The following is a 19,300-nucleotide window of genomic DNA, read 5'->3' as shown; positions in this document are numbered from 1 at the left end:
ATTAACGTCTAGCCAGTAAAATGCCTAATACCAACCCGACAGCGGCACCTACACCAACACCGGTCCATGGTTTTTCATGTACATAATCATCAGCCCGGCCAGCAACCTCCTTGGTTTGATCAATAATTTTGCCGCTGACATCGCTCAGTTTTTGGCGAGAATCGTTTAACGCTTTTTCTGCTTTACGGCGAATTTTATCAATTTCTGCTTTGGACTTATTTTCTGTATTGTTCAAAACTTCTTCTAAAGAATCAGCTAATGATTTTAATTCTGTACGTAGGTTTTCGGTATTTTTCATAACGTTAACCTCTTTTCAATAAAGATCGTTAATTTTTACCACTCTTGTTCTTTGAGAATAGTAAAAGATCCAATAAAATCAATCTATATCTCATTACAGGTAATTTAAAATTTGTTATATTGAAATATAAAAATAACTATATTGGTATGAAAATTTGATAAAAAATTTGACTGAAAGGAGTGCTGTTACTTGGGAAGTAGGCAACAGCATAAATTAAATTGGATTTAAGGATTACGGCGATTAAATTTTTTCTTCAGTACTACGGCTATACTGCCTATTAGACCAATAAAGAGCAAGACAACCGGGATCAGCATTAAAATACTCATGATTTGGCGTTCATAGTATTGAAAGAGCGGACTTTTACCGAATACATAACCAATAGTGGTTAAAATTAATACCCAAAGTAATCCACTAAGCCAATTAAAAAACTGGAAGCGTCCATTAGGTAAACCGGATAGGCCGGCTATGGTAGGTAGAATTGTCCTGATAAAAGCAAGAAAACGGCCAATAAGCAGTGCTGCCAAACCATGGCGATGGAAAAGGCCATAAGCACGCTGGTGATAATGTTCAGGTAGATGAGAAAGCCAGCTTTGCACTATTTTATTGTTTCCTAGCCATTTACCTTGAAGATATCCTATCCAGCAACCCAAACTGGCACCTGCAGTTAAGATAATGATTGTTAATGGATAATTGATAGTGTCTTTTGCTATTAGGACACCGACTAGGATAAGCAAACTGTCACCAGGTAAAAAAGCGGCAGGTAATATTCCATTTTCTAAAAATAATATTGCAAACAATATAATGTAGATAGCCCAGACTAATGAAGGATTCATTAGCATATTGTAATCTTGATGCCAGAGTGCGAAAAAAAGTTCTTTAACTAATTCCATCAAGTGTTTCCTAAATACCGTTATCTTTAAACCTAATTGGTAGTTATTGCTTATTATCCCATATTAGAGATAATGTGAGTCTCGTTAAAAAGGTTGTAATATGAGCTTAAATATTAAATTCAGATATAAGCATAATATATTAGACTAATCGGATACTCTAACAAAATCATAAATAACTAAATAGTAAATTTTCGGTGAAATTGACTTTCTATTTAATATTTTATTTTTTTACAATTCATGAAATACATTTACCAACATCTTGTGTTTCGTTAGAAGATCTTTTATTTTATTAGTTAGCAAAGGGGAGTAACTTCTTTAGCCGGTTTGTCGTCATTACGGTGTTATGCACCCGGTAGCTGGGCATCACAGGTGAATATCAACGTCGCTTTTGTGTTGTAAGTGAGACCTTGCCAGTAGGCAAGGTTTACTTATAATTTAAATTAGTGGAATAGAAACCTATGAAGACTAAAATGGATTATAACGGCTGAGCCTTCTGTGGGGTTCGGCCGTTTTTCGTTTCTAGGAGCTAATATGCATTCTGTTGGTACTCCCGTATTATGGGCAATCTTTACTGTAGTTATTGCGGTTATGTTACTTATTGATATTTCTTTACAGGGTAAGCATAAGGGAAGAGAAATATCAGTAAGACAGGCTATTACATGGAGTTTAATTTGGATTAGTTTGGCATTATTGTTTGCCTTAGGTCTATGGTTTTATTTTAAACAGACAACTAGCCTAGCGATTGCTAACCGCCAAACAATGGCTTTTTTAACCGGTTATTTACTGGAAAAAGCATTAGCTGTTGATAATGTATTTGTTTGGTTAATGTTATTTAATTATTTTTCAATACCGGTGAATTTACAGCGCCGAGTACTTATCTATGGTGTGTTGGGTGCGATAGTATTGCGTACTATTATGATCTTTACAGGTAGTTGGCTAGTCTCACAATTTCATTGGATTTTGTATCTCTTTGGCATTTTTCTACTCTTCACTGGTATTAAAATGTTCTTCGTTAAAGAAAATGATCAAACAATTGATAAAAAACCCTTAGTAAAATGGCTCGGTTCTCATTTACACATGACAAATACTTTACATGGCGAGTGTTTTTTTATTCGTCAACAAGGCATTTTATTGGCGACTCCGTTGATTATGGTATTAATTTTAGTTGAGATTAGTGACATTATTTTCGCGGTGGATAGCATTCCGGCTATTTTTGCAGTAACAACAGATCCATTTATTGTATTAACTTCAAATCTATTTGCGATTTTAGGCTTGCGAGCGATGTATTTTGTTTTATCGGGTATTGCTGAAAAATTCTCTATGCTAAAATATGGGTTATCTATTATCTTAATTTTTATTGGCATAAAAATGTTATTAATGGATATATTTCATATTCCGACCGCTGTTTCACTGAGTATTGTTGCGGGTATTTTAACATTAACGATGTTCATTAATCATATTGTTAATAAATATAAAAAATATATTTAATCATTAAATAATAGCTTTAAATATTATAATACTGTATCCCTTTATATTGATTAATAATGGTAAAAAGGGATATGGCTATTTTCTCTATTAGTTAAATTAGTTCTACTAGTTAATTTATTAATAAAACAGTTAGTTAGTTGTTTATCTAATAAATCTGTTTTTATATATTATGGTATCTTTTTACCCAGACTAACATAAATACAATATTTTATAGCCATACAAAAATTGTCATTACATAAAAAAAACATTTTGCTTATTGTGTTATATCGTACATGGAAGCTTAGTAAAGCAAAGACTAATTAATTTAAATGCTGTATTATTTTAGCGAAGCTTGGGATTAATGGCGTGCAGAATGATAATTTTTTTGACGACTGGTTTATTAGTTTTTTGAAAGCGGTTGCGTCTATTTTAGTATGAATATAAATTATTTCTTCGATTGTTAACCATAAAAAAAGGCCAGAAAACCAATAGTTGGCCTATTCAATTACTACTTTTCTAATGGCTATATCAGCAATTATTGGTGTTTTTCTTTATATTGTATATGCCAGGCGCATTCCTTGATCAATAGCACGGCGTGCATCAAGCTCTACGGCAATATCAGCACCACCGATAATATGAGGTCTCTTGCCTAATTTATATAATGCGTCGGCTAAAGTGCGAAGGGATTCTTGGCCAGCACAGATGATGATGTTATCAACAGGCAAACACTTTTTTTGCTTATTATGATAAATGTGCAACCCCTGATCATCAATTTTATGGTAGCTGACACCATTCATCATAGTAACGCCATGGCGTAGTAGATTTAAGCGATGGATCCAGCCGGTTGTTTTGCCAAGTTGTTCACCAACACGCGTTAATTTTCGTTGCAGCAGATAAATTTTACGAGGGGAACTGAGGTGCTGCTCACCTTTAAGATTAATACCACCTGGTTCAGATATCGTTGTATCAATGTTCCATTGATGTGTAAAAGCATCAATGTCTTGGCTACTATTATCTATTTCTTGACAAAGATGTTGTGCTATATCAAAACCGATCCCACCAGCGCCAATAATTGCTACTTGAGAACCAATGGTAATATGATGTTTTAATACATCGTAATAGTTTACGACACTAGCGTGCTCGATACCTTCAATGTAGATTTTTTTGGGTAGGACGCCTGTAGCAATGATGATTTCATCAAAGTTTTTCAATTGTTCAGCTGAGGCTTTTTTAGTTAAATGAACAGTAACATTTTTTAGTGTCAGTTGACGTTGAAAGTAACGAATAGTTTCTTGGAATTCTATTTTCCCAGGAATTTGTTTAGCGAGATTGAGTTGGCCACCGATCTGACATTCTTGTTCAAATAAAGTAATATGGTGACCACGCTCTGCCGCTGTGATAGCAAATGATAATCCAGCTGGACCGGCGCCGATAACCGCAATGTTTTTTGGTTTTAATACGGGTCGAAAAGGAAAGTCTAATTCATGGCAAGCGCGTGGGTTAACTAAACATGATGCTTGTTTGCCAACAAATATCTGATCTAAACAGGCTTGATTGCAAGCTATACAGGTATTAATTTCATCCGCGCGATTTTCTGCCGCTTTAGTCATAAACTCAGAATCAGCAAGAAATGTTCGCGCCATAGAAACTAAATCAGCACAGCCATCAGATAAAATCTGCTCAGCTACTTCAGGTGAATTGATGCGATTGGTGCAAATTAAAGGGATTGATATTTTTCCCATCAATTTTTTAGTGACCCAAGTAAAGCCTGCTCTTGGTACCATCATTGCAATAGTTGGGATCCTCGATTCATGCCAGCCAATACCGGTACTGATCATCGATGCCCCTGCAATTTCGATTGCATGTGCTAAGTGCTCAATTTCACGCCAGTTGGATCCTTTTTCAATTAAATCAAGCATAGATAGTCGGTAAATAATAATAAAATTATCTCCTACTCGTTGTCTAACAGCTTTGATAACTTCAATCGGAAAACGGATCCGATTTTGATAACTGCCGCCCCATAAATCATCACGATGATTTGTATATTGAGTAATAAATTGGTTAATTAAATAACCCTCTGAACCCATAATTTCTATACCATCATAGCCAGCGAGCAAAGCAAGTTCAGCACAATTAGCATAGTCTTCAATTGTTTGCAAAATTGCAGTATGACTGAGTGGGTTAGGCAAAAAGGGATTAATACTCGCTTGTAATGCACTAGGTGCAACTAGATCAGGATGATAGCTATAACGGCCAGCGTGAAGGATTTGTAAGGCGATTTTCCCCCCTGCTTGATGCACCGCATTAGTAATCTTTTGATGGTGGAAAATTTGTTTCTTGCTAATTAACGTTGCTCCATCTTTAGTTAGGCTGCCAGGGTGATTAGGGGCAATGCCGCCAGTGATGATTAATCCAATATTATTTTTTGCCCTTTCTGCATAGAATTTGGCTAACCTAACACTAGCTTGAGGATGCTCTTCTAGCCCAGTATGCATAGAGCCCATAATGACTCTGTTTTTTAATTGCGTATAACCTAAGTCTAATGGTTTAAATAAATGAGGAAAGAGATGCATATCCATTTTCCTTATGATGGGTTCTTAGTATTGGATTATTGTTATTACTTAATAGCCAATTGCAACGCAAATTTTAGAAACATTATCTTAATTTAACCCATATTAATAGTTTTAAAACGATATTATTATTAATGAATTGTGATTTTTATCATATTTACTGAAGTATATTTTCTGATTAATAAATACCCATAAAGTCCTATAGTAAACATAGTTAGGATAAAATGACGTTGCAAAAGTCTAAAATTGCAATTTTCATTCTTTTGGTAGTTAAATGTTATTAATTTTAGTGTAGGGTCACATTTGAATGATAGGAGATTTGATAGAATTGTGCTTCACAGATCTATTTACCTTACGTTAACAACCGAATTTTTACAGGACAGCTATAAACCACATATTTTGTAAGTATGATTGTACAATTTTAACATATTGATTCAGAAAAATTATTTATAATAATTAATAATTAATAATTAATAATTAATAATTAATAATTTTTATATTCATTTTACTTACGGTCATTGGGATTAGACTAAAAAATTGTTATATTATCGCTTTTATTTATATATATAAGATTTTTTGAGACTTAGCTAAAATTGAAGTAGATAAAAGTTAGTTTAGTGAGAATTAATCAAAATAGGTTTAGAGGGTATTTGGTAGTTCTTTGTTATTTTGTTTTAGTGATAATATTTTTAACTATTAAGGTCAATCTGATTATGTTGAGGTATTGCTGGATTTAGGATGAGTAAGATAAAACTAAAAAGTTTGGCAATTTATAAATATATAGGTAGTTATAAAAAGGCAAATGGCTTTAATCGAAAAATAAAGAATAAAAAATTAATGTTAAAATACGCAGCGTATCTATAGAAATATAATCCGGATGAGTAATTTTTCATTTTTCATATAAAATTAATTATACTCTTTATTAACAATAAAGTTTTTATCTTTAATTAACTCTATAATATAATACCTAGTATTTGGTGTTTAATCAATCAAAGAAGGTAATGTTATAACAAGAAACTTATTTCATAATCTTTTGTTACAAATTTCATTAAATTTAAAAATCTTGTGATGTACTATAATAAAATATACATTACAATTTGTTAGTTGTAATGTATATATTCTAGTTATTTATTTTTTTATTTAAATGCACTAAGAATTATTAATTTTACAATATCACAATTTATAATTTTAAAAAATGAAAAATATATGTATTTTTATACAGTTTATTATAAGAGGTTAAATATGATAAATTTTTAAATTTTAAAAATTTCATTATTATTCTTATAAATGATTACAAATTGATGCTAAGTAAACCACAAATGAAAAAAAGGTATGTGACATTTTATTATTTATAAGTTATAAGAAGTAATAACAATTGATAGGGAGAAGTTATATGTAGCTATATTAGGATGAAATAAAAGTTTACACTATATATTATTACATTGAGAATTCTAAAAATATAAAAATTATTGAACTGGTTATTTATAGGTTTTGAGTTGTTTTTTTAATAAAATTTTGCTTCTATCTAATTTTTTATAGAGAAGATAATATGTTTTTCGTAAAAAATTTATTTTTATCAGATTTTCATATAGGAGATAATATGTTTTTCTCAAAAAGAGTTGAGCAATTTATAACTATTGCCCAAAAAGGAACTTTTAAAGAAGCGGCAGATGAGTTATGTATATCTCCTTCTGCCCTTAGTAAGGGAATGAAGGAAATAGAGGGGCAGTTAGGTGTTCAACTTTTTCGACACTCAGGAAGAGGAGCAAGATTAACTTCTAATGGGGAAAAATTATATCAAGAATTATTTCCGCATTATCAAGATGTAAGTGCTACAACAAAAAAATTAATGTTAGGTTTTTCTAGTAAAAAAGAGTCTGTTATTAATATAGCGACAGATGATGCATATTTTCCTGATCTGGCATCAATAATATCAAAAATAGACTCAATTGAATCGGGAATTCTTGTTGATATTAAGAAGTATTCTAATCGTTTAATATCAGATATTATATGTCGTATTCAGGCAGATATTTTTATTGGTTCAAGAGAAGAGGAGAATTTACCTGCTAATATTGAAAGCTTAGCACTATCTTCTAAGTTAGAGTTAGGTGCAGCTGAAGATATTATAAATAACTATAAAGATAAAATGGAATTACTGCTTAATAATAATATTATACAAACAGAAAGTATGTTGTTATCGAAAGGTTTTGAAAGAATAAAAAATCTATTAATGGATAAGCATAAGAAAAATATAATTTCAGTTCCAAGTATTGATGATGTTTTTCAGATATTAAGCGATGGGAAAGGTATTTCGTTTATTCCTAAATCTAATAAAAATATATCATTAGGTAAGCAACATAAAGTGAATTTTGCTATTCCTCCTGCACCTTTCAATATTGAAGTTCGCGGCAAATTATATTATAAGGCTGAAAAAAAAGAATCTTTACAATGGCTTATCGATTTAATATGTGATTAATATGATGTAATAAACACCAGGGAATCTAATATTAAACCAAAAATATATAATATAGCAGTTTTTCTGTATGAAGTTTCTATTTGAAATTTATCTTCTGGTTTTTATTTATTACATGATATTTATTGTTTTCTTTAGCGATAATTACTAAATTTTAATTATTGTCAGTTTTTATTTAATTATAATTTTAATAAATTATTATAATTTTTTTTGTTATTTTAATAATTTATAGATATATTAATTTAAATAAAATAATAAATTAACTCTTTAATTAAAAGGTTATTTTTCAATAATTTCAATTCATATAATCTTTGGTTTAATAATCTTAAGATATTGTAAGATAAATATTTTTTAATAATGAAATGTAAAAATTATTTTAAAATGATTTAATGTTTATATAATACTTTATTAAGTATGGTAATTTAGAAAATTATTATTTTCTTCACAACTCATACTATTGATGTTATAATAAATAAAAATTTAGCTAGCGAAAATATATTTTTAAAATAGCTTATAAATATTAATTTTCATGTGATAAGTAATTAACAGTTTAAATAATTTTTATGCTTTAAGATGTAATAAATTTATTATTTAGCACTTTTAAATCGACTAGTTTTCATCATCGATAACGATATTGCAAAGCAGTGATAAGCAGGTATGGTTTGATTATGGAGCTTGATCACTGCGAGTCGAACTTTTGGTTTATTAATTTAACCTAAACTTTCCGCTACTGACAAATAATCAGTATAAATTTGAGGAGAGCCGGAGAAAGAGGCAAATTGTTTCCACTCTTTATACATAAGTTTAGTGTCCTGATGTGCCCGTGCAAAATGAAAAGCTTCATCAGTGGCTATGTCTGGTTTGGGATAAAATAGATTAAGTGCTGCAAGACTTTCAATCTCCATCATTACCACATATTGATCTAGACGGTTTCCGCGCTCACCTTTTAACAAGCGAAATTTCCATCCTGGATAATCCACTATTCGATGATGGTTTTCAGCAATAAAAGTTTCAAAAGTTTCTGCCTTAATTCCAGGCCGTAGCGCTAGGTTGTGGAGACCTATTATTCTGGCAATAGTCTCTTGGTTAGGTCGCTCAAGATAGCGTGGGCCATAACAGACGGTACTTTTTTTATTTTCAGCCAGTAGTTGATAATCAGTATATATAGTTGGAATTTCACTAAAAGTACCATAACGTTGCCATTCGGTAAGGATTTCATGGGTTTTTTGTGGTTGTTCCTGCCAGAATTGATTGGCTAATTCTGTTTTATTGCCGTCACTGGACTGATAGCGATTACGATGTTCAACGCTGTCTATTTCAAACAGCATCAGGTATTGTCCAACTCGCTCGCCACGCAGGCCACGCAATAGCGTCCAGCGCCAACCAGGGTAACATGGCAGATAGACACCTTTTTGGCGAACGAATGTTTCGAATTGCTCTGGTGTGATACCTGCCTCGGTATCGATTGCAATGTAATACAGACTGAAAACGGGTACAGGCAAGTTATATTTTTTTTCCATGAATGATTTCCTTATATTTTGCCGTAGATAACCGGCTATGGCCTCTTGCCAAACATTATATTATTAGGCATCCAGTATAATGTTTGCTGCCAATGAGATAGTGTGTCATCGTAGAGTATTGGCTGCTACTTATTAATAACGAGTTATACATCTGTTGCCATAATGACGTTATTATAGTTGCAAGATACGCCAGAAAAATACGGCATCAAATAAATAGTGTTGATTTTTTTAATTAAATAATGTTAACAAAATTGGGTATTAATAATGGACTCAACTAATATTGCGGCTTCTTTAGTTAAAAAAATCCTGTTATTATTAATAAAAATAAGTTTTCTAAGCTGTAATTTTGTTAGTGCATTATTAATAGTTTTGTTGGTAAAAAAACTTTCTCCATCAAATTTTGCTTTATAAACATTATCATCGACAGGGATCAAGCTAGATAATGCCATTTTAAAAGCATTTATTCTTTTTTGATCGTTTGAAAAACCTCTAATGGAGTGACAAGGTAGTTGGTTTTTAGTAATAGACTCTTTGTATTGTTTATAGTTTGTTATATTTATCATTTCAGAGGAGATAGATTTTGAGCTTCCACCTAATCCGATCGCTATCTCAGGGTATTGTTTATTAAGATCAGTAATAATGCTTTTCCATTTTTCTGGATAAGTATTTTTCTTATAAAAATACATTGTCGGATGTTCGTTATATTCCCTAGCTAGATATTTATCTATTAAATCTCGCATTTGATACTGTTTTCCTAGACTAGGTATCAATTTATCCGCATCAGAAATTATTTTTTTCTGCCATAAACTATCTCTCTCCCCCGATACGCCGGTTCTCGTTTCCATAAACTCTTTCATATGTAATTTAGTGCAAACAACATGAGAAATATTCAGTTTTTTTATTATTTCCATATCGTTTTTTACATCATCAACAGTTTGGCCGAATAAACCATAAATGAGATCAACACTAATTAAATCAAAATCTAATGTATTAGCATCTGCAATGGTTTTAAAGGACTCTTCAGCAGTATGTTTTCTGCCACAGGCTTTAATTAAATGATCCTGAAATGATTGAGTACCAAAGGATAATTTAGAAAAACCAAGTTCTTTTAGTAACGACAAATATTCTTTATTGAGACTACCAGGCTCTCCTTCAAATCGCATAGTTGAGGATGAGAAGTTAAAGTTATCTTTATAAAAATTTATTAATCTTTTTAATTCACTATCAGGCAGTAGAGAAGGAGTACCGCCAAATATATTAAATTCACCGATACTTGTATTAGCAAGATTCGGTACTTGTTTTAGCCAAAGTGTGGCTTCTTTAATATTAAGATCAACGATTTCTTTAAATAAACTGTCAGCTTTAGCTGATTTAGGGTTTACTATAACGGTGGGAAACTGACAAAAGTGGCATCGATAACGACAAGTTGGAATATAGACCCAGAGATGGATATTTTCTGCCTTTTTTATCTCCTTATTCATATCATCATAAAATGAGGTTAAGGGATAATTATCGATATCACCAGGGAAAATATGACAACCAAAAGGATCCTTAAATACATACTCAAGTAAATCTGTATTTTCTTTTTTACTTAAAATATTGCATATATTTGGTCTTGGATATTTTTCATCAATATCATTAAGAGAGGCAATATAGGTATCTCGCATTAGAACACTCCACCATTAGCAAAATAATTATGTGCCTCTCCTGATTCTCTATCCTCACAAAAATAATAAACAAATCTATTAAAATCTTTATTATCAATAGCGTTAAAGCAGTCAGGGATTGGCGGCGGATAGCCGATGTCTTCACCTACATAACGACGAAGCGAATTAAATATCTCTTCTTTAAATTCAAAATAGAGTCGGAAGGCGGGGGTTTTGTAAGAATGTATGGGTTTGAAATCAGTAATACTGGTTTCATTTTTGATCTCATTAATTCTATTATAGAGATCCTTAGCAACCTCAGGTGTGAAAAAATTAATAACTTCTTGGTTGTTAATTAAAATATTAGGATTTAATAAAGCCGGTAATATAATGTTTTTCGGGATATAATCTTTTATTGAATAAAACCAGGCTTGTTGTGCATCATTGAGACTTAAATCTTGATAATGATTTAATTGATTATCTAATGGCCTTACATCTTTCATTGTAATAACGCCATTTTCACCATAGGCGATGCCATTAATAACATCATATAATAAGGTATCTACTCTTCGACTATTAATTTTTACATATGATTTTGGTGAATATACTGGTTTTCCACCATAAGCAATAACTTTTATGCCAAAATCCCAATCGTCAGATAAATGTTCGACAAATTTACCATTTTGTAATTGGTAAAATATTTCAATGCCACCAACAAGATCATACATTTTTTTTTCAACAGCAAAACCTTTTCCATCGGGAAAGCCACCAAACAAGGAGAATGAAAAATCACGGCAGCGTAATGTTTTATTTATTTCTTTATATAAATTAGGCCGCTCGATAAAATCATTTTTCTCATAAAAATAATTACAGGTACCTAAATCACCATCTTCGGTGATCATTGTATAAATAAGTTCGTCAAGCCAATATTGGTCTACAGTACAATCAGCATCAGCTGAAACAATATAATGTTTTTGCCAGTTGTTAAATTGGATCCGCCGTTTTTCAGCTCGTTGGGATGCATAATCCATCCCTTTTTTTCTTGCTGAAGAAACGCCTTGAATTTTTTCATTAATAATATGAATATCAAGATTGTTATATCTGTTGTGACAAGCAATAATTTTGTTAACAGAATCATCGGTTGAATTATTATCAACAAAAATTAATTCAACATTACTAAGATCAAATAGTTTATATTTAAATTTTTGATTATAGATTGATTCTATGACACTTTCTAATCGTTCACTTTCATTATAAAAAGGGAATATAATAGATATAAAGGTTTCTTTACGCATAAATTATCCATATTAAAGGTTAAAATATCTCATTTTTAATACTAGATATTAAATATTTTATTTATTATCTTATTAGATAATAAATTTTTTCCTATATTAAAATTGTGTTTCACCAAAGCTGCTGTCTTATTTTGATCAGTGATTAAATTATAAACTCGCTGGATAAAATCGTCGTCCGGTAGTCCATCTTTTTTTGGCGAAATATTCATTAATTCAGTTTTAAAGCCATGTTGTCCATAAACTTCATGATAGTATTCGTAACTTGTGGATATATAACAACGATTATGACTAATTGCTTCACCTATGGGATTACCATAACTATCATAATCATAGGATGTTAAAAATGAAACCATATCGCTAGAATAATAGAGGTCTTGAATAGTTGCTTTATTGTTTTCATTTTCGATAAAATCATGTTGAAGTGGTCCAGAAAATTTTATAAAATTCTCTAGTTCTAATTCTTTTATATATTTCCTTAGATAATGTGAATAATCAATATTTTCTTTTTCATCACCAGCAATAATTAAATATATAGAGCATAATTTATTATTTTTTGTATATAAATCATTAAGCTTTTTTACCAGGTAAATATCTCTTTCTAATTTTTTTTCAGGAATGATTCTAGTGGTTCTAGCGATTAAAAAATCATCTTTTGATATATTAAATCTATCTCTTATATTTATTCGATCATGATTATTATTAAATAAATAAGTGTTACGCATAACATCAATATTGATATCTTGCTTACTCCAATCTTTTAGTTTTTTAGCTAATGAATTGTTTAACGTAACGTATTTTATATATTTTGATTTAATAGGTTTTATCGCATAATGCCAAGGCTCTTGACCGTATTTTTTTGATAATGTTTCACTGTTCCACATTAGGTCATGATCTCTCCATAATACAAAACATGCTAGATTTTTTTGTGAGCCATATTTTTCTATACTTTTATATAGCGCTTTAGTATAAATAATATTTTCAGGTAATGTTCCATTTTCAATGACCAGATGAGTAATCTCCAGTTTATTCCATACCTTAAAAATTATTTCAGATAACTCATTGGCAACAATATCTACTTGTTCAAGTAATTTATTTTTCTCTATTAAACTTACTTTTGCCTTACCTTTAATTAAAGAGTTATTTACTTTATCAATAAATTCAGGAGTGTAATTTTTTAACAAATGTATATCATTAATTCTTACTAGTTTAAAATGTTTATCAAAAATTGATTTTTCATAACAAGAATAGGGTTTAGCAAAATTTCCTTTATCAATTTTTATGTCATAGCCTAAATCAATAAAGGATTCAAACCCTCTATTATTTAAATAACATGCTAATTTTGCTGCTTCTACTGTAATTCCTGAAACAGCTATTGCATCAAATGAAATAAACATAACTTTTTTTTATAAGGCATATTAATTCCCTATCTTTTATTTTTTTGCTTTGAATAAAAAAATATTTATCATGTATAATATAAATATTTTATTATTTTTTAATAATTATTAATATATTTTGTGATAGTCATCGTATAAAAATATTTGCAACAGGAATAAAAGTAATTTTTTCTATAATTGATATACAAATAAAAATCTTTCAAATAACACTTGTTATTTAACTGTAAATATATTTAAACTTTTGACACATTAAAATTTATATTAATTAGATATCTATAAACAGTTTATCAAAAATAATAAATAAGATCATAAAACTATTAACGCTAAATGTTATTAAAATCATTGAAACTAAGTAATAACATCTATTGGTCAAACTTTAGTAAAATTTCAATTTTTATATTTAAAGTTAATGACTAATACAAATATTATTTTAATTTAATAAATATTTTTGTTAGAGATGTCTATTGATAATTGAGTGACATAAAATCATTATCTGTTGTTTTATTCTAAATAATTAGAATAATGAAAATTTATTCTCAAAATAAATTGGTATAAGTAAGTTATATTCATTTAAAAAAGAAAAATTCTTACACCGATGCTTATTAAAACCGTAAAATTATCATTATATTATTCAAAATAAATAATAAGTTTTCAAAAAATTACATTCATTTTATTTTATATCTATTTTGTGATTGATCTCTATGAAATATGATTATTGATAAGATATTTTATATTTTATTATGTAAAAATAAAAAATTATTGAAATTATGTTAAAAAATATCACAATAAGTCATGTTAATATTAACAAGATCATTTCTACGATTGGTGGTAGAAATAATGTTAATAGTTTTACCCACTGTTTGACTCGTTTACGTTTTATTTTACATGAACCAGAAAAGGTAAATATAGAGGATTTAAAAAAGCTGCCAGAAGTTAAAGGTTGTTTTAATCAAGCTGGACAACTACAAATTGTAATTGGTACCAATGTAGATAAATATTATAAAGCCATTCAAGAACAATTTGATATAACAAAAGGTGACGATGACAAAAAAAAACCCAAAAGAGCGATTAAAAAAAAGACAAGAATTTGGACACGCTTAATAACCAATCTCGCTGAAATTTTTTTTCCGTTGCTGCCTGCGCTTATTTGTGGCGGCTTGTTGTTAGGCTTGAGAAATGTTTTAGGTGAAATGCCAGTAGTAAATAATCAACCATTAGTGGCATTTTATCCTACACTAAAACCAATTTATGATTTCCTCTGGTTGCCTTGTGAGGCTATTTTTCATTTTTTACCGGTTGCAATTTGCTGGTCAACAGTAAAAAAAATAGGCGGAACGCCAATATTAGGTATTATTCTTGGAATTACATTAGTCTCACCACAATTAATGAATGCCTATAATCTAGGCAGTCAGTTACCTGCAGTTTGGGATTTTGGTCTATTTACTATTCAAAAAGTAGGTTATCAGGCTCAAGTTATTCCCGCGATTTTTGCTGGCTTATTTTTAGGTTGGTTTGAAATATTCATACGCCGTTATGTTCCTGGTTATTTAAAATTTGTGGTTGTTCCTATTGTTACTTTAAGTATTTCTGTTTTTGTTGCGCATGCAATACTCGGCCCAATAGGGCGAATGATAGGTAACGAAATTGCAGAAGTAGTCAGATTTGTTATGTTCGGTGGTTTTGCACCAATTGGCTCTGCTATTTTTGGTTTTACCTATCCTCTATTAGTAATCAGTGGCGTTCATCATACTACGTTGGCCATTGATCTACAGATAATGCAATCGCAGGGTGGAACGCCAATTTGGCCAATTATTGCGCTTTCTAATATTGCACAAGCCTCTGCTGTGGTGGGCATTATTATTGTCAGTCGTAAAGAAAATGAACGTGAAGTCACCATTCCGGCCGCCATCTCTGCTTATCTCGGGGTTACTGAGCCGGCGCTTTATAGTGTCAATCTTTATTATCGTTTTCCCTTGCTCTGCGCTATGGTAGGTTCTGCTGTTGCCGGTTTTATTTGTGGTGTCTTTGGCGTACTTTCAAATGGTATTGGTGTGGGCGGATTGCCTGGCATTCTTTCTATCCAACCGATTTATTGGCTAGTTTACTCTTTTGCAACAATCATTGCTATTGTCGTTCCAATCATATTGACGATAGTGATTTACCGTTACCAACAACGAAAAGGCACACTTATTTCTGATTAAAGGATTATTTAACTAACACATTTTTAATAGTGAATTTGAATATGAATTATTTGCATGTTGTTTTTAAACCACAAGAATTAGTGGTTTACCAAGCCCAAATGAATAATAAATCTTATCCGATAACCTATCAGAAAATTAAAAAATTAGATTTATTAGCGTTAATTGAGCAAATTAAATTAGATTTTCCCCATATTCAGGGGGGGATATTAAAAGGAGATGCGTTAGCGTTTTATTCGCCATTTTGTATAGAAATTGCTAATGAAGATGTCGTTGACATGGAAAAATGTTTTGCTGAAATATTCAATGTTCCTTTCATTCGAGCAGAGGCTTTGGTTGATGGTGGTGAAGAAACATTAAAAAATGCTTTGGCAGAGAAACAACAAACAATAGGTTGGAGCATTGATTATTGCGGATATAATCCAGGTAAAGCGGAATATACCACTGAGTCTTTATTGACTGTAGCGAATGGATATTTAGGATTAAGGGGTACATTACCTGAAATGGTAATCAGTGATGATACCTATCCGGCAACTTATCTTGCCGGGCTTTATAATCAAGCTATTTCTGTAATAGATGGTCACCAAGTGCATAATGAAGATTTCGTTAATGCACCCAATGCACAATATATCTCGTTACGTATTGGTCAAGGTAAATTTGTTAATCTTACTGATTTTAAGATCATTTCTCTTTATCGTCGATTAGACTTTATGACAGGGATTTTATCGAGTGAATTACAAATTGAAGATGAAGCAGGCCGTCGCTTAAAAATAGATTGTCGAAAATTTACTAATATGGCAAGAATGACGCACTACAGTATTGAGTATCAATTTTGTCCTTTAAACTTTTCTGATCAAATAACTATTTGTACCAAAACAGATGGTGGAACGTTTAATTATGGTGTTGAACGTTATCGTTCGCTCAATTCTTATCATTATGAGATAAAAGATTTAATTGCTGATAAACATAAAACCTATTTATTAGCGCGAACCTATCAAAGTAAAATAGGTATTAGTATTGCGACAGAAATTAGTGGTGATTTCTTTGCGCTAGATAGTGTCGAAAATCGGATAAATGAAAATAGTATTGTTCAACAAATCGTTTTTTCTGCGGAGCAAGGCAACTGTTATCGGTTAGAGAAAAATGTAGCTATCGCGATTTCTACTGTTTTTAAACAAGATTGGCAGCAGGTAGATACATGGCAACTGCCTAACTTTGCCGCTCAGTTAACAGAAAGTCAGCTTGCCTGGCAAACGCTTTGGCGGGAAAGTGATATTGTCATTGCTGGTGATATGATGACGCAAAAACTGCTGCGTTTACATACCTATCATCTATTAGCCTCTTGTTCCCCATTAACGAATGGCAAACATAAATTAGATGTTTCTGTTACAGCTAGAGGTTTACATGGAGAAGCTTACCGCGGGCATATTTTTTGGGATGAGATATTCATTCTGCCTTTTTATATTATGCATTTTCCAACAACCGCTCGCCAATTACTAATGTACCGTTATTGGCGGTTACCTGCCGCCAAACATGCTGCTTCGCAAGCGGGTTATCAAGGTGCTATGTTTCCCTGGCAATCAGGACACGATGGTAGTGAGCAGACGCAAACCTTACATATAAATCCGCTGACAGGGCAATGGGATCCTGATCATAGTCACTTACAGTGTCATATTTCTTTAAGCATTGCTTATAATGTTTGGTTATATTGGCTAAATACCGGCGATAAGCCATTTATGATCGACTTTGGGCTGGAATTATTAGTTGAGATAGCCAGATTTTGGCTGAGTAAAACAGTCTGGGATGCAACAAGCAATCGATATCATATTGCTGGTGTGATGGGGCCAGATGAATTTCATGAATATAGTTTAGGTAATAAAAAAGCCGGTTTGCAGGATAATGCTTATACTAATTTAATGGTGGCATGGTTATTTAATCAAATTGAAATAATAGTTTTGTCTCTATCAAAACAGGATTTAAATAATATTTTAAATCGAGTTGGTATCGATACCGATTTCTGGCAGCAATTAAAAACCGTACAAGAAAACTTAGCCTTATCGATTAATGAGCAAAATATCATAGGACAATTTGATGGTTATTTTGCCCTTAAAGAAATTGATTGGCAAAAATACCGCAATAAATACGGTAATATTTATCGCTTAGACAGAATACTGCGCGCTGAAGGGAAATCAGCTGATAATTACAAAGTGGCTAAACAAGCAGATTTGCTAATGGTATTTCATAACCTGAGTCAAGACATTGTAAAAAATTTATTAAAAAAAATGAATTATGCTATTTCTGATAATTATGTTGAAAAAAATTTCAATTATTATTTTTCGCGTACTTCCCACGGTTCGACACTATCTCGGGTTGTTCACGCTTCTTTGGCCGAAAATATTAAATTGTCAGCTTTATCATGGCAATTATATAAAGAGGCTCTATTTTCTGATTATCAGGATATTCAAGGTGGAACGACATCAGAAGGTATTCATACTGGTGTAATGGCCGCTACCCTCAATATGACAATTATGACATACGGTGGGGTGGATATTCGTCAACCGTTATTAAAGATCAATCCTTCATTACCTACTCATTGGCAGCATCTCCAGTTTAAACTGTGCCATTTAGGTGTTAATTACCAATTTTTTATCACTCAAGAAAAGTTATCTGTGAGTTGTGATCAGGATACTGAAATACAGGTGAATAAGCAGGGATATCGGATTTCTGCCGGTAAAATTGCTAATATTGATTATAAAAATGAGGTAGTTGCATGAAGAGGGGAATGATTTTCGATCTTGACGGTGTTATTGTCGATACCGCTTTTTATCATTTTAAAGCTTGGCAATATCTGGCTAAACAAATCAATATTGATTTTGATGCAACATTTAATGAAACTTTAAAAGGAATAAGCAGAGTTGAGTCATTGGAAAAAATTTTGCTTTATGGTGATAAAGCCGATGCTTTTAGTGCGGCAGAAAAAAATATTTTGATGAACCGTAAAAATGATCACTATGTGCAATCACTCAGTAAACTGACAGAAAAGAGTATTTTACCGGGAGTATTGCCTTTTATTCAGCAAGCCAAAAAAAACAACATTCCTTGTGCGATAGCCTCCGCATCTAAAAATGCCACTATGATCCTAGAGCAACTTAATATTAAAGATTATTTTGATGTTATTGTTGATCCTCACTCTTTGTCTAAAGGCAAGCCGGATCCAGAGATTTTTTTAACCGCTGCTAATTTAATCGATGTATTGCCGAGTGAAGCAATTGGTTTTGAAGATTCACAAGCTGGCATTGAAGCATTAAATAGAGCGAATATTTTTTCTGTTGGTATATCGCCGCAAGACAATTTAGTCGGTGCTAATTTACGAGTCGACTGTTTTGAAAAAATTAATTTTGAGCAGCTGTTGAATATGTAAGTAACCATGTTAAATATTTGATAAAAATTATGCGTATTTAATAAAATCTTCCATCTTTTGGTCAGGCAACAAGTATTGATATTATTTAAAATATCATTGATATATATGTTGCCTGCCTACCCCATTAT

The 19,300-nt window shown here is 31.3% G+C and carries 12 protein-coding genes; 5 read left to right on the top strand and 7 right to left on the bottom strand.

The features are described from left to right. Position 1 precedes the first annotated feature (1 nt). Positions 2-298, bottom strand: a complete 297-nt coding sequence (locus QE177_RS12595; protein ID WP_026821401.1) for a YqjD family protein — start codon at positions 296-298, stop codon at positions 2-4. A 224-nt stretch (positions 299-522) separates the two neighbouring features. Then, positions 523-1,188: a DedA family protein gene (locus tag QE177_RS12590; RefSeq protein ID WP_280550161.1), complete on the bottom strand. Its 666-nt coding sequence runs from the start codon at positions 1,186-1,188 to the stop codon at positions 523-525. Between the two features lie 531 nt (positions 1,189-1,719). On the opposite strand from QE177_RS12590, the gene QE177_RS12585 reads away from it, so the two are divergent. After that, positions 1,720-2,676 (top strand): TerC family protein, encoded by a 957-nt coding sequence (locus tag QE177_RS12585; RefSeq protein ID WP_280550158.1) that lies wholly within the window; start codon positions 1,720-1,722, stop codon positions 2,674-2,676. Positions 2,677-3,206: 530 nt separating this feature from the next. Here the strand turns inward: QE177_RS12585 and QE177_RS12580 are convergent. Further along, positions 3,207-5,228, bottom strand: a complete 2,022-nt coding sequence (locus QE177_RS12580; protein WP_280550156.1) for an NADPH-dependent 2,4-dienoyl-CoA reductase — start codon at positions 5,226-5,228, stop codon at positions 3,207-3,209. 1,597 nt (positions 5,229-6,825) lie between these two features. Here QE177_RS12580 and QE177_RS12575 point away from each other — a divergent pair. Further along, on the top strand, positions 6,826-7,701 hold the full coding sequence (locus tag QE177_RS12575; protein WP_280550154.1) for a LysR family transcriptional regulator: 876 nt from the start codon (positions 6,826-6,828) through the stop codon (positions 7,699-7,701). Between the two features lie 707 nt (positions 7,702-8,408). Here the strand turns inward: QE177_RS12575 and QE177_RS12570 are convergent. From QE177_RS12570 to QE177_RS12555, 4 genes are all read right to left on the bottom strand, one after another. Then, the gene (locus QE177_RS12570; protein WP_280550152.1) at positions 8,409-9,218 is read right to left on the bottom strand and encodes a hypothetical protein; all 810 of its coding nucleotides are present in this window, start codon (positions 9,216-9,218) and stop codon (positions 8,409-8,411) included. 242 nt (positions 9,219-9,460) lie between these two features. Then, entirely contained in the window at positions 9,461-10,885 is a 1,425-nt protein-coding gene (locus QE177_RS12565) for a radical SAM protein (protein WP_280550149.1), read from the bottom strand. Next, positions 10,885-12,159: a glycosyltransferase family A protein gene (locus tag QE177_RS12560; RefSeq protein WP_280550147.1), complete on the bottom strand. Its 1,275-nt coding sequence runs from the start codon at positions 12,157-12,159 to the stop codon at positions 10,885-10,887. Before QE177_RS12560 ends, QE177_RS12565 begins: the two co-directional genes overlap by 1 nt. Before the next feature lie 41 nt (positions 12,160-12,200). Beyond that, positions 12,201-13,553, bottom strand: a complete 1,353-nt coding sequence (locus tag QE177_RS12555; RefSeq protein WP_280550145.1) for a glycosyl transferase family 2 — start codon at positions 13,551-13,553, stop codon at positions 12,201-12,203. 767 nt (positions 13,554-14,320) lie between these two features. On the opposite strand from QE177_RS12555, the gene treB reads away from it, so the two are divergent. The 3 genes from treB to pgmB are packed head-to-tail and all read left to right on the top strand — an operon-like array spanning position 14,321 to position 19,172. Continuing rightward, complete coding sequence (treB, locus tag QE177_RS12550; protein WP_280550143.1) at positions 14,321-15,754, top strand: PTS trehalose transporter subunit IIBC; 1,434 nt, start codon at positions 14,321-14,323, stop codon at positions 15,752-15,754. Between the two features lie 41 nt (positions 15,755-15,795). Then, entirely contained in the window at positions 15,796-18,525 is a 2,730-nt protein-coding gene (locus QE177_RS12545; protein WP_280550141.1) for a glycosyl hydrolase family 65 protein, read from the top strand. Then, positions 18,522-19,172, top strand: a complete 651-nt coding sequence (gene pgmB, locus QE177_RS12540) for a beta-phosphoglucomutase (RefSeq protein WP_280550139.1) — start codon at positions 18,522-18,524, stop codon at positions 19,170-19,172. The genes QE177_RS12545 and pgmB overlap by 4 nt, the downstream gene beginning before the upstream one ends. Positions 19,173-19,300: the final 128 nt, after the last annotated feature.

It is taken from the genome of Arsenophonus sp. aPb (assembly GCF_029873475.1).
Classification (GTDB): Bacteria; Pseudomonadota; Gammaproteobacteria; order Enterobacterales; family Enterobacteriaceae; genus Arsenophonus.
Note: the sequence above shows the minus strand (reverse complement) of the source record. Positions and strands in the feature narration are given on the sequence as shown.